General features: G+C 63.3%; 11 protein-coding genes. 9 read left to right on the top strand and 2 right to left on the bottom strand.

Going from position 1 to position 12,767, the window contains the following annotated elements:
* Positions 1 to 35: 35 nt before the first annotated feature.
* The 3 genes from AC0V8S_RS20395 to AC0V8S_RS20405 all read left to right on the top strand — a co-directional run bounded on the left by AC0V8S_RS20395 (position 36) and on the right by AC0V8S_RS20405 (position 2,026).
* Entirely contained in the window at positions 36 to 1,160 is a 1,125-nt protein-coding gene (locus tag AC0V8S_RS20395; protein ID WP_475432962.1) for a DUF2336 domain-containing protein, read from the top strand.
* 76 nt (positions 1,161 to 1,236) lie between these two features.
* On the top strand, positions 1,237 to 1,575 hold the full coding sequence (locus AC0V8S_RS20400) for a nucleotidyltransferase family protein (protein WP_475432964.1): 339 nt from the start codon (positions 1,237 to 1,239) through the stop codon (positions 1,573 to 1,575).
* Entirely contained in the window at positions 1,568 to 2,026 is a 459-nt protein-coding gene (locus AC0V8S_RS20405; RefSeq protein WP_183460088.1) for a HEPN domain-containing protein, read from the top strand. Before AC0V8S_RS20400 ends, AC0V8S_RS20405 begins: the two co-directional genes overlap by 8 nt.
* A gap of 7 nt (positions 2,027 to 2,033) precedes the next feature.
* Here AC0V8S_RS20405 and AC0V8S_RS20410 read toward each other — a convergent pair whose 3' ends face one another.
* Complete coding sequence (locus tag AC0V8S_RS20410) at positions 2,034 to 4,103, bottom strand: FUSC family protein (RefSeq protein WP_183460086.1); 2,070 nt, start codon at positions 4,101 to 4,103, stop codon at positions 2,034 to 2,036.
* Between the two features lie 44 nt (positions 4,104 to 4,147).
* Positions 4,148 to 6,205, bottom strand: coding sequence for a DNA topoisomerase IV subunit B (gene parE / locus AC0V8S_RS20415; protein ID WP_475432965.1), 2,058 nt, complete (start codon positions 6,203 to 6,205; stop codon positions 4,148 to 4,150).
* Between the two features lie 237 nt (positions 6,206 to 6,442).
* On the opposite strand from parE, the gene cpaB reads away from it, so the two are divergent.
* Genes cpaB through AC0V8S_RS20445 form a run of 6 tightly spaced genes read left to right on the top strand, consistent with a single transcriptional unit; the run spans position 6,443 to position 12,767 of the window.
* Positions 6,443 to 7,369, top strand: coding sequence for a Flp pilus assembly protein CpaB (gene cpaB, locus AC0V8S_RS20420; RefSeq protein ID WP_475432967.1), 927 nt, complete (start codon positions 6,443 to 6,445; stop codon positions 7,367 to 7,369).
* A 30-nt stretch (positions 7,370 to 7,399) separates the two neighbouring features.
* Complete coding sequence (locus AC0V8S_RS20425; protein ID WP_475432969.1) at positions 7,400 to 8,845, top strand: type II and III secretion system protein family protein; 1,446 nt, start codon at positions 7,400 to 7,402, stop codon at positions 8,843 to 8,845.
* Between the two features lie 4 nt (positions 8,846 to 8,849).
* Complete coding sequence (locus AC0V8S_RS20430) at positions 8,850 to 9,128, top strand: hypothetical protein (RefSeq protein WP_475432971.1); 279 nt, start codon at positions 8,850 to 8,852, stop codon at positions 9,126 to 9,128.
* 36 nt (positions 9,129 to 9,164) lie between these two features.
* Positions 9,165 to 10,379, top strand: coding sequence for a CpaE/TadZ family protein (locus AC0V8S_RS20435; RefSeq protein ID WP_183460078.1), 1,215 nt, complete (start codon positions 9,165 to 9,167; stop codon positions 10,377 to 10,379).
* Entirely contained in the window at positions 10,376 to 11,797 is a 1,422-nt protein-coding gene (locus AC0V8S_RS20440) for a TadA family conjugal transfer-associated ATPase (RefSeq protein WP_183460076.1), read from the top strand. Before AC0V8S_RS20435 ends, AC0V8S_RS20440 begins: the two co-directional genes overlap by 4 nt.
* 4 nt (positions 11,798 to 11,801) lie before the next feature.
* Positions 11,802 to 12,767 carry a type II secretion system F family protein gene (locus AC0V8S_RS20445; protein WP_475432973.1) on the top strand — a complete coding sequence of 322 codons (966 nt, stop codon included), beginning with the start codon at positions 11,802 to 11,804 and terminating at the stop codon, positions 12,765 to 12,767.

Raw genomic sequence — 12,767 nt, forward strand, 5'->3', positions numbered from 1 at the left:
GGAAACCTTCCGGCAAGGGGCGTAAGCAGACGGGCATGGTTGTTGTTTCGCATTTCCTGAAGTGGATCTACACGGCAAGAGTGTCCGAGCGCGCCGCCGCGGCCAACGCACTGGCCCGGGCCTATGTCAATTCCGAATTGCCGTTCGAGGATCGCTGCGCTGCCGAGGCGGCACTGACGCTGCTGCTCGACGATGCCTCGTCGAAGGTGCGGCTGGCGATGGCCGAAGCGCTTTCGATGAGCCAGCATGCGCCGCTGCAGATCATCAGTGCGCTGGCCTCCGATCAGCCGGAAGTCGCCGGTGTGGTGCTGGCGCGTTCGCCGCTGCTCACCGACGCCGATCTGATCAACCGTGTGGCGGCGAGCCAGAAGGCAACGCAGAAGCTGATCGCCGACCGTCCCGTTGTCTCGATGGCGCTGTCGGCGGCCATCGCCGAGATCGGCGAGGCGGAAGCCTGCGCGGTGCTGCTGGCCAACAGCGGCGCCGACATCGCTTCGCTGAGCTTTCGCCGCATGGCCGAACGCCATGGGCATCTGCCGCTGGTACGCGAGGCGCTGATATCGGATGCACGTCTGCCTGCCGACTGCCGGCATATGCTGCTCATCAAGCTCGGCGAGACATTGAAGACGTCACCACTGGTGATGGCGTTGATGGGCGCCGCGCGTGCCGACCGCGTTATGCGGGACGCCTGCGTCAAAGCCTCGGTGACGCTGATCGAGGGCACGCACCAGGAAGAACATGCCGCGCTGATCGAGCATCTCAGGCTGCGCGGCGATCTCACCGCGAGCTTCCTCATCCGCACCATTGCGCATGGCAAGGTCGATTTCTTCGGCTCCACGCTGGTCGCGCTCAGCCTGCAATCCGAGCCGCGGGTGAGGGCGCTTTTGGCCGGCGGGCACGATGTGGCCTTGCAGGCATTGTTCCGCAGTGCCGGCCTTGCCGCCGCCACGCATGCCATCATCCTGCGTGCGCTGAAAATCTGGCGTGAAGTCGCCAATGGCAAGCGCGTCGCCGGCGTGCAAGAAGTCAGCTGGCTGATGCTCAAGGAATTGGGCGGGCAAGCCGCGGAAGGCGATCTTGCCGCCCTGGTCAAGTCGATCCATCTCGATGCGCTGCGCGAGAACGCGCGGGGTCACGCGCTGGCGATCGCGGCGGCCTAGCTCGATACCTTTCGAACGGCCGGATGGTCTTGATGCTTGCGTTGTCGGCGCAAAAAATCGGTACTATGTTTCAAGCATGCGCCATCCATCTTCAACGCGCCTGACGGTACCGGTCGAGATTCGGCCGCTGATTGATGAAATCAGGGTTCGTCTGAACCCCGATTCCATCTGGCTGTTCGGCAGCCGGGCCCGGGGCGACAATCGACCTGACAGCGACTGGGATATTCTCGTTGCTTTGCCGGATGATGCCAGACCGGAACTGCTGGACCCACTGATCGGTTGGGCGATTCAACACGAACTCGGAATTCCTGCGACAATCCTGTCCACCACATCGAGTGCTTTGGCTGCGAGCTGGGATTCGCGAAACACGATCGCCTATGACGTCGCCCGGGACGGACGTCGATTGGATGTCTGACCAGTGGACCATCGCCAGCGCGCTTCGGTTGGCGAACGGGTGTATCCGGGATGCGCATATCCTTGCTGCATCAGGATCCCGCAACGCAGCCTATCTCAGCCAGCAGGCGATTGAGCAGATCATCCGGGCACTCGCGACTTCAGAGGCTATTCACATAGAACGTCACGATGCCCACCAGCTCGACAAGATTGTAAGGCGATTTCCAGACGATAACGCTGAGAAAGCAGAGTTGAAGTCACTCGTTTGGCTGGAGGCCTATGCGACCACTTTCAGATATACTTTGCCTTCTGGTCAGATACCCCGTGCGCCCGAAAAGGCAAAGCTTCAGAAAGCCATAGAGGACATTTCGAGCCTTATCCTGCGAGTCGCGGGGCACTTCAAAGTTGACCTTGGCGATGAATCAAAGCCGGCCCAGACCGTGACACCGATGCGCGGGTCTAGCCCGCAATGACATTCGTCTAAGACCTGTTTTTAGTGAAAAAATCCGGAAAATCCTCCATCGCTGCGGCAATGATGCGCAGTGATGCCGCGATCTGCAGCATTTCGCCGGTGGCGTTTCGCTGGGCGATGCCCGCGGCATACTGCCGGGCGACGGCGATGGTCGCTGTTTGCGGATCGCCAGGGGCGCGGAAGAGCAGTTCGCGTGCCAATCCCCTCAGGAAATTGGCGATCGAAAGTGTGGTTTCGGACGGGATGGCGTGGTTTTGGCTGGCATCGCGCAGCCGCAGGATCTCCAGGCCGACCGTGACTGCGGCGACGCCGCCACCCAGCACCGCCTCGCCCTTCCTGCCGGAATTCTGCACCAGCGGCATCAGCTGGTTGATCCGATCATAGGCGAGGCTCTCGAAGGCCGAACGCCTCGGCACGCGCTCGTGCAGGCAAAGCCGCGCCAGATCCTCGCGCATGGCGCGCACGATACGATTGGCTGCGAGCCACGGATCTGCGGGTAGCACGACAATGAAGACGCCGATTGCCAGCAGGATGCCGACCAGCACCGACGCCGAGCCGGCGAAGAAGGGGCCGGGATCGTAGGTCATCGCCTGATGCGGGCTGAGGAAGGCTAGGAAGTTGATGGCGAAGGCCGTGGCTATCCCGACATAGCGCGGATTGGCCATGCCCAGTGCCGTCGGCACCAGAATAGGCACGACAAACAGGACGAACCAGCCGAAGCCGGGCAGGGCAGGCAATGCGATCTGGCCGACGAGGAAGGCGAAGGGCAAAGCGAGCAACGTTCCCTTGAAGAAGCCCCAGGACACCTGCACAGGGTCGGGGCGAGCGGCAAACAGGCTCGACACGACGGCAACGAGAATGACGGTGCCGGCCGCTTCCGACCATTTCGTCGTCAGCCAGAACGCCGCGACCAGCAGTGTGGCAAGGGCGGCGCGGATGGCATTGCGCGCCGCGCCGGGATAGTCGCGATGCACCACCAGGGCAGGCTGCCGGCTGCCGGGACCCGGCCGGCGCGTGACCGGCGCGCGCAGTGCGTCGAGCCCGCGTAGCACCTGCTTCAGCGCTTCGGCGAAATCGGCGGCGATGGTGAGGCGGGTGATGGTGCCGACCCTGTCGTCGCCCTGATCGGTCGTGGCATCTGGCATTTGCCGGGCCTTGGCCGAGATGGCGTCGAGGCGTGCCGCCCAGGGCGTGGTGTCATCCAAGGCGCTGGGCTTGGCGGCTAGCTCGCTCACAAGCGCCTGCAATTCCGAGCGCACCGGGATAAGGGCCGCGTTCTTCGGAGCGGCGTGCGAATGCAGCGCACGGGCCGCCGACAGGGCCGAGAGCAGTTGCCCGATCGTGCGCCGGACCGGATGGGCGCGCGGTGCGAAGCTCGGCGCTTCGAGCCTGGCATAGGCGCGCATCTCGCCAAGCGTCTGGGTGTCGGCGATCAGTTTCCGGTGCAGGCCGGCGAGCGTTGCCGGATCACCACCGGAAAACGCACCGCCGGCATAGGTGGCGAGATCGAGAATGCAGCGTTTCAGCCGCGAGATGATGGCATCACTGGCGAGTTTCGGCAGGATCAGCCGGCTGGTCACGCCGGCGCAGACGATCCCAAGCACGATTTCCGCGCAACGCGCGACAGCGAGATCGACGACCAGATGCGGCTGTCCGAAGGCAGGCAGGCCGATGATCATGGCGGTGTAGCCGGCAAGTGCGGCACCATAGGCTTCGGGATTGCGCAGCAGCGAAGAGACCAGAGTGCAGATGCCGATCCAGACGGCGAGCACTGTCACCAGCACCCATGGATTGGTGCCGAACACCGTGGTGATGCCGATCGCCGCAACGCCACCGGCGAGCGTGCCGAGCAACCGGTAAAAACCTTTCGCCAGCACCATGCCGGCAACCGGCTGGGCGACGATGAACACCGTCATCATCGCCCATTGCGGATGGTCGAGCTTGAGGGCGTAGGCAGCGAGAAGCGCGATCAGGCCGGCCGACACAGTTCTAAGGGCGAAAATCCAGTCCGAGCGCGTCGGTTGCGTCAGTCCGGCCAGGCTCGTTTCGAAATAGGCTTTCAGCCAGGCGCCGGTCACATGCTCGTCTCCGCAAGTTGAGCCTGTTATGGACCGGCAGACGGCTAGATATCCAGCACTTCCGTTTCGGCGAATTCGGCACGTTCCTGGATGAAGCGGAAGCGGGCTTCCGGCTTGGTGCCCATCAGCTCATCGACCCTATCCTTGGTGGCTGAATCGATTTCGTTCACATCGACCCTGAGCAGCGTGCGCTTCCTCGGATCCATGGTGGTCTCCTTGAGCTGCGAGGCCATCATTTCGCCCAGACCCTTGAAGCGGCCAAGCTCGACCTTGCCGCGCCCGGTGAATTCGGTGCGCAGGAGTTCGTCCTTGTGCGCGTCGTCGCGGGCGTACGCAACCTTGCCGCCCTGCCTGATCGAGTAAAGCGGCGGCACCGCCAGAAAGAGGTGGCCGCCGCGCACCAGCGCCGGCATCTCCTGATAGAAGAAGGTGATCAAAAGCGAGGCGATGTGGGCGCCGTCGACGTCGGCGTCGGTCATGATGATCACGCGGTCGTAGCGCAGATCCTCGTCGCGATACTTTGAGCGCGTGCCGCAGCCAAGCGCCTGGATCAGGTCCGATATCTGCTGGTTGGCGGCCAGCTTGTCGTTGCCGGCACTGGCGACGTTGAGGATCTTTCCGCGCAATGGCAGCACCGCCTGGCTGGCACGGTCGCGTGCCTGTTTGGCCGAGCCGCCGGCCGAGTCACCTTCGACGATGAACAGTTCGGCACCTGCCGCGGCGTTCTGCGTGCAGTCGGCGAGCTTGCCCGGCAGGCGCAATTTGCGCACCGCGCTCTTGCGCGACACCTCTTTTTCTTGGCGGCGGCGCACCCGCTCGTCGGCGCGCGCGATCACCCAGTCGAGCAGCTTCGAGGCTTCCTGCGGATTGTCGGCCAGCCAATGGTCGAACGGGTCGCGGATCGCGGTCTCGACAATCCGGATCGCCTCGATCGTCGCCAGCCTGTCCTTGGTCTGGCCGACAAACTCCGGCTCGCGGATGAACACCGACAGCATGCCGGCGGCCGAGATCATGACGTCTTCCGAGGTGACGACGGAGGCACGCTTGTTGCCGACGAGATCGGCATAGGCGCGCAAGCCGCGCGTCAGCACGTTGCGGAAGCCGGCCTCGTGGGTGCCGCCTTCAGCCGTCGGGATGGTGTTGCAGTAGGAATTTATGAAGCCGTCGCCGCCGAACCAGGTCACCGCCCATTCGAGCGAGCCATGGCCGCCCTGCTTTTCGCTTTTTCCCGCGAAAATTTCGCGCGTCACCTGGAAGTCGTCGCCGAGCGACGCCTTGAGATAATCCTTCAGGCCGCCCGGAAAATGGAACTCAGCCTTGGCCGGCGTCGGGTCCTTGTCCTTGATCAGGGAGGGATCGCAGGTCCAGCGGATTTCGACGCCGCCGAAGAGATAGGCCTTCGAACGCGTCATGCGATAGAGCCGAGCCGGCTCGAAGGCGCAGCCCTTGCCGAAGATCTGCTCGTCGGGATGGAAGCGGGTCTTGGTGCCGCGGCGGTTATGGACTTCGCCGAGGTGCTCCAGACCGCTTACGGGGATGCCGCGCGAGAATCTTTGGCGGTAGAGCTGGCGGCCTCGCGCGACTTCGACCTCGAGATGGTCCGACAGCGCGTTGACGACGGAGACGCCGACGCCGTGCAGGCCGCCCGAGGTCTCGTAAACCTTGGAGTCGAATTTGCCGCCCGAATGCAGCGTCGTCATAATGACTTCGAGCGCCGGCTTCTTGTATTTCGGATGCGGATCGACCGGGATGCCGCGGCCATTGTCGGTAACGGTCAGGAACCCGTCGGCCGAAAGCTCGACGTCGATGAAGGTGGCATGGCCGGCAACCGCCTCGTCCATGGAATTGTCGATGACCTCGGCGAACAGATGGTGCATCGCCTTGTCGTCGGTGCCGCCAATATACATGCCCGGCCGGCGGCGTACCGGCTCCAGGCCTTCAAGCACCTCGATGTCGGCGGCACTATAGCCCTCGCTGCCATCTTTGGTCGCGGCCGGGCGCTTGGCCGCTGCCTGCACCAGCGGATCCGCCGGGCGCGCGGGTGTACGAACAGGCTGTGGTTGCTTGTCGATATTGCCGAAGAGATCGTTGTTGTCGTCCATGCCTGCCATCGGGTCCGATGCTGCGAATCACCCGTCGATACTGCCACGCTTTGCGGCGCCAAGCGACGGAGGTTCCTGTTACGTTCGGGGATTTGACCCCTCATATCCTAAAACCATTCGATAACCAAGCCGGCGGAAATAGGTCCAATACCACCGTTCTGCATTCCTGATTCTTTAACAAAGCGGCCTAGCGTGAGCCCAACATAACAAGAAACTGCAGGCATCAGGGGTTTCGGCGTGAGGGGCAAGGCCATAACGATGATCGGCATCGCTGCCGTTTTCGGCGCGATCTCGATCTTTGCCGCGGATTTCTGGGTCAAGAGCCAGGCCAAGCCCAATGCCGAGGAGAAGACGGCGTCGATCGCCGCTCCGGCACCGCCCAGGATCGAGTTCAAGACCATCGTGGTGGCGAACGCGCCGTTGCGCTACGGCATGGAACTCGACCGCGCCAAGCTGATCGAAATCCCGTGGCCGCAGGATTCGCTGCCGCAGGGCGCCTTTGCCACCATCGATGGATTGCTCGGCGAAGGCAATCGTATCGTGCTGTCGCCGATCGAGGTCAACGAACCGGTGCTGCTGACCAAGCTGTCGGGTCCGAACGGCCGTGCAACGCTTTCCAACATGATGACACCCGGCATGCGGGCGGTGACCATCCGCACCGACGAGATCGCCGGTGTCGGCGGCTTCGTCACGCCGGGCGACCGCGTCGATGTCGTGCTGACGCGCGATGCCGGCGAAATCCAGGAAGTGGCCAAGAACGCGCAAGGGGCGGCCGGGTCGACCGTCACCTCCGAGATCGTCGTTGCGGACGCCAAGGTACTGAGCGTCGGCCAGGGTGCCGATGTGCGCCAGACGACGCCACAGATCTCCAATTCGGTGACCATCGAGGTGACGACCGAAGGTGCGCAGAAAGTGGCGCTTGCCCGCACGGTTGGCACGCTGTCGCTGTCGCTTCGTTCCGCGGGCGAAGGCGGCGATGGCAAGAACGGCGTCACCACCATCTCTTCCTTCGGCGGATCGGTGGCGGCCAAGGCTCAGGCGGCGGCCGGCTCGCTGTTCGATGCGATGACCAAGGAGCCGGAGAAGCCGAAATTCAAGACAATCGTCGTGACGCGCGGCACGAAGGCCGAGGAATATCAGGTTCCTGCGCGGGACCAGAAGTAAAGGCCGGTGGGGACCGGACGGGACAGGGCAATGTTGATGCGTACCCTATATCGAATGACGGGCCGGCTGCGCTTCGTGCGCATCCTGGCGATGGCGGTTGCTCTGGCTGCGGGCGGGATGCTCACCTTGCCCGGCGCGGCCAAGGCGGACAATGATGTGGTCTATGTCTCGTCGACCAAGAACGCGTCGATCAAGGTAGCCAAGGGCAAGCCCAAGACGATCGTGACGAGTGCCGCCTTCTACCAGATCGTCATCGGCGATCCGGAGATCGCCAACGTCAATCCGCTGACCGACAAATCCTTCTATGTGCTGGGCAACAATCTCGGCACCACCGGTATTGCGCTGTTCGACGACAAAAAGCAGCTTGTCGGCACCATCGACATCGAGGTGACGCTCGACACCGACCAGCTGGCCAGCACCATCCGCGCCAGCGTGCCGGACGCCAAGATCAAGGTCGGCTCGGCCAATGGCCGCGTCGTGCTGTCGGGCGAAGCCGATGACGCGGTGGCGGCGGACAAGGCAAGCAAGATCGCCAGCCGCTTTTCCGGCAATGAGGAAGTGATCAACTCGGTCAACATCTCGTCCTCGCAGCAGGTTCAGCTCAACGTCCGCTTTGTCGAGATCAACCGCCAGGCCGGCCAGGATCTCGGTGCCAAATACAGCGCCAATTTCGCCTATGGCCTCGGCGGGCGCGACGTCACCATCGATCCGGGGACCGTGCCGGCGGCAGGCACCGGCGAGATCATCGGCCGGCTGTTGTCGAACGGTGTGTCGATCGATATCGCCATCAAGGCGCTGGAAGAGCGCGGCCTCGCCCGGCGGCTGGCGGAACCGAACCTTATTGCCCGTTCCGGCGAGACGGCGAGCTTCCTGGCCGGCGGCGAGTTCCCGATCCCGGTCTCGGAAGACAACGGCAAGATCTCCGTCACCTACAAGAAATACGGCGTCAGCCTGGACTTCACGCCGACCGTGCTCAAGGACGGGCTGGTGAGCCTCGACATCGCGCCGGAAGTCTCTTCGATCGATGCGTCGTCCTCCTACAACATCGGCACTATCTCCGTGCCGGGCTTCATCGTGCGCCGCGCCAGGACGTCGGTCGATCTCAAGAACGGCCAGAGCTTCATGATCGCGGGACTGCTGCAGTCGCAAAACGACATCACCACGTCGCGCATTCCCGGCCTCGGCAAGATGCCGGTGCTCGGGGCGCTGTTCTCGTCGAAATCCTACCAGCGGCGCGAGACCGATCTGGTCATCATCGTCACGCCCTATCTGGTCAAGCCGGTCGATCCGTCGAAGAAGATGGCCGAGCCGACCGACGGCACGCAGCCGGCCAGCAATGCCGACTATTTCCTCAACAACACCGAGGAAGTGAAGGCGTCGGACAGCGGCCGCGCGTTGGCGCTCGCCGATGGCAACACCGCACGGACCGCTCCCGCCACCACGGTCGGGCACTTCCTCGATCTGCCGAAGGACTGAAGCCATGCGTCTGGTCCTGAGATCGAGCGTCACCTTGCTTCTTGCCGGTTTGGCCGGCGGCTGCACCAGCGACGATTATGTCCGCAGCGAAGGGGTGACGTCGGGTGCCGGCAACGCCCAGGCCGCCAACACCGTCATGCAGATGGTCGACCCGTGGAAATACGGCGTCCAGAACACCAGGCTTCTCGTGCCTGCCAAGCGTGGCGATGCCGGACCTGTCACGCCCGATCAGGCGGCGGGCGCGAAGGCATCTCAGACGCCCACGGGCACCGCGGGCAACTGACCCCAAAGGGCGATCAAGCTCACAGGCTGACAAAAAATGGCAAACGGCATCAAGACCCGGAAAATCCTGCTCGTATCGACGGACAGGACTTTCGTGCAGGACACGCGGACCGCATTCGCCGCCTCCGAGATCATCCAGCTCTCGGCGGTGGAAAAGAATGTCACCGAACTGCGCGGCGAGATCCAGGAGACGGATTTCGGCGCCATCATCGTCGACATGGACGCGGCGAAGCTGGAGGAGGTCGAGTCGCTGCAGCGCATCATGCGCCGGCTGGAGGGCAAGGCGCCGGTGGTCGTGGTTACCCAGGAGTTCAACGCCGCCGCCGTGCGCATCCTGGTGCAGCTCAAGGTCGCGGACTTCCTGGTCAAGCCGATCACCACTGCCGATCTGGTGCGCTCGGTCGTGCGGGCCCTGCAAGGGCCGGGGCGTGAGGAAAACACCGAGTCGCAGATCTACACCTTCATGCCGGCCGCCGGCGGCGTCGGCACCACGACACTGGCGCTGCAGACCGCGTTCCAACTGCATCATTCGGTGACGCGCGGCGCCTCGACCTGCGTGGTCGACCTCAATTTCCAGCAGGGCGCCTGCGCCGAATATCTCGACCTCGAGCCGCGTTTCGACATCACCGAGATCGAGAACCAGCCAGAACGTCTCGACCGGCAACTGCTCGATGTGATGCTGTCTAAGCATGCCAGCGGCCTTTGCGTGCTGGCGGCACCGACGCACCCTGCGGAGATGCGCTCGTTCAAGACCGATGTCGTGGTGCGTATGCTGGATCTCGTCTCGGCCTATTTCGACAATGTCGTCATCGACATGCCGCGCACCTGGTTTCCGTGGACGGAGACCGTGCTGCTTGGCTCCAACAAGCTCTATATCGTCGCCGAGATGACGGTGCCGTGCCTGCGCCACACGCAAAGGCTGATCCAGGCGGTCTACGAGACCGCCGGCAAGGAAGTGAAGCCGAACGTCATCGTCAACCGTTTCGAGCAGAAGATGTTCGACAATGGCATCAAGCAGGCGGACGTCCAGGAAATCCTAGGTGAGCATTTCGTCGGTGGCATCTCCAACAACTACCGGCTGGTGCGCGAGGCGGTCGACCGCGGCGTGCCCCTGCACGAGATCGATCCGAACGCCAATGTCATCAACGATTTGAAGAAGATCATCCTTCCGGAAGAGGCAGTCGCGACCGGGGTCAAGTCGAAGTCGCTGTTCAGCTTCGGCAAGGGTCTGTTGAAGAGGAAGGCCGGATGACCAGTCGTTTTTCAACCCTGCAGAATCGCGACGCGCGCCCGCTCCGTCCGGCTGATACAACGCCGGTCGCGCATCACGCGGTCGTCATCCCGACCAGCCGAAAGGCATCGCCGGCAAAGCCGGATGTCGCACCGGCAAAGAGCGCCAACAAGGTGCTCGATGCGCGCGTGCGCATTCACCGGATGCTGCTCGAAGAAATCAACCTCGTGGCGCTGGAGCGTTTGCCCAAGGAGGAGATGCGCCGGCAGGTGCATGATTTCGTTTCGGAAAAAACCCGCCAGGAGCGAATGGCGATCAACACCGTCGAACTCGAAGCGCTGGTCGACGATATCGTCGACGAGATGGTCGGCCTCGGTCCGCTCGAGCCATTGCTCAAGGACCCCGATATCAACGACATCCTGATCAACGGCCACCAGAACTGCTTCATCGAAAAGAAGGGCAAGCTGCAGCAGGTCCATATCCCGTTCAAGGACGAGGCGCATCTGCTTAGAATCATTAACAAGATCGTCGCCGCGGTCGGCCGCCGCGTCGACGAATCGCAGCCGATGGTCGATGCACGCATGCTGGATGGCTCGCGCTTCAACGCCGCCATCCGCCCGGTTGGCGTCGACGGGCCGCTGGTGTCGATCCGCAAATTCTCCAAGAACAAGCTCGGCCTGCACAAGCTGGTCGAATTCGGCGCCATCACCCAGAACATGGCCGAAGTGCTGGCGGCGGCGGTGCACGCCCGCAAGACGACGATCATCTCGGGCGGCACCGGTACCGGCAAGACGACGATGCTCAACGCGCTGTCGGCCTTCATTCCCGAAGACGAGCGGCTGATTACCATCGAGGACGCGGCCGAACTTCAGCTGCAGCAGCCGCATGTCGCGCGCATGGAGACGCGCCCCGCCAACATTGAGGGCCATGGCGAGTTGAAGCAGCGCGATCTCGTCAAGAACGCGCTGCGCATGCGCCCCGACCGCGTCATCCTCGGCGAGTGCCGCGGCGAGGAGGCTTTCGACATGCTGCAGGCGATGAACACCGGCCATGAAGGCTCGATGGCGACCATCCACGCCAACACGCCGCGCGACGCCATTTCGCGCCTCGAACAGATGCTGGGCATGACCGGCATGCCGATGACGGTGCAGTCGATCCGCAGCCAGATCGCCAGCGCCATCGATATCATCGTCCAGCTGACCCGGCTTTCCGACGGCAAGCGCAAGGTGACAAGCGTCGCCGAGGTGACCGGCATGGAAGGCGACGTCATCCAGACGCAGGAGATCTTCCGCTTCGTGCGCACCGGCATGGATGCCGACGGTGGCATTCTCGGCTATTTCGAGGCGACCGGCATTCGGCCGCGCTTCCTCGAGGATATGCGCGCCATGGGCATCGAGTTTCCCGGGCGGTATTTCGAACCCGGCCGGCCGCAGGAGTAACCAGGTGTTCGACGGGCTGAGCGCGATCTATGTCGTCTACGCCGGAGCAGCGCTCACCGGCATCATGATCGCCGAGGCCTGCTATCTCCTTTACGCCGGCCGCAGCGACAAGCGCACCGCCATCAACCGGCGCATGAAGCTGCAGGAAAACAAGATCAGCCAGGAGCAGGTGCTGATCCAGCTGCGCAAGGAGCGCGGCCTCGACGCCGGCACCTCGCTGTTCTCGCCGGACCGGTTCCGCGCGCTGCGCACGCAGTCGGGCATGATCATGCCGCTGTCGAAATTCCTGATGATCACCTCGGGCGTGGCGATGGCCATGAGCCTGGTCGCCATCTGGCATGGCTTGCCGCTGCTGATGGGGCTTCTCCTGTTCGTCGTGCTGCTGCCGCTGGTGCCGGTGATGGTGATGCGCTTCAAGCGCAAGCGCCGGCTCAAGCGTTTCGGCATGCAACTGCCCGAGGCCCTGGAGCTGATCACGCGCGGCCTCAAGGCCGGCCACCCGGTGCCGGTGGCCGTCGCCATGGTGTCGCGCGAGATGCCCGATCCGATCGGCACTGAGTTCGGCGTCATTGCCGATGAGGTGACCTATGGTTCCGATCTGGTCTCGGCATTGAATTCGCTGTTCGACAGGGTTGGCCATGAGGATCTGCCGCTGTTCATCACCGCCGTCTCGATCCAGTCGAGTTCAGGCGGCAATCTGCGCGAGATCCTCGACGGCCTGGCGTTGACGATCCGCGAGCGCGGCAAGTTGCGCCGCAAGGTGCGCGCCATCTCGACCGAAGGCCGCATGTCGGCCTACATCCTGACGGCGATACCGGCGCTTTTGTTTGCCGCCATCATGGCGCTCATGCCGGGCTTCTACCGCGATGTCTGGGGCGAGCCGAAAACCTGGTACCTGATCGGCGGGTCGGTCGCCTGGCTGATGCTGGGCAATCTGATGATGTTCAAAATGTCGAATTTCAGGTTCTGA

Source organism: Mesorhizobium oxytropidicola (assembly GCF_056174625.1).

What these genes read in the sequence shown, in the direction of transcription:
- AC0V8S_RS20440 (WP_183460076.1), top strand. Translation starts at nt 10,376, where the DNA reads ATGACCAGTCGTTTTTCAACCCTGCAGAATCGCGACGCGCGCCCGCTC.
- AC0V8S_RS20395 (WP_475432962.1), top strand. Translation starts at nt 36, where the DNA reads ATGGTTGTTGTTTCGCATTTCCTGAAGTGGATCTACACGGCAAGAGTG.
- AC0V8S_RS20430 (WP_475432971.1), top strand. Translation starts at nt 8,850, where the DNA reads ATGCGTCTGGTCCTGAGATCGAGCGTCACCTTGCTTCTTGCCGGTTTG.
- AC0V8S_RS20435 (WP_183460078.1), top strand. Translation starts at nt 9,165, where the DNA reads ATGGCAAACGGCATCAAGACCCGGAAAATCCTGCTCGTATCGACGGAC.
- AC0V8S_RS20400 (WP_475432964.1), top strand. Translation starts at nt 1,237, where the DNA reads ATGCGCCATCCATCTTCAACGCGCCTGACGGTACCGGTCGAGATTCGG.
- AC0V8S_RS20425 (WP_475432969.1), top strand. Translation starts at nt 7,400, where the DNA reads ATGTTGATGCGTACCCTATATCGAATGACGGGCCGGCTGCGCTTCGTG.
- parE (WP_475432965.1), bottom strand. Translation starts at nt 6,205, where the DNA reads ATGGACGACAACAACGATCTCTTCGGCAATATCGACAAGCAACCACAG.
- AC0V8S_RS20405 (WP_183460088.1), top strand. Translation starts at nt 1,568, where the DNA reads ATGTCTGACCAGTGGACCATCGCCAGCGCGCTTCGGTTGGCGAACGGG.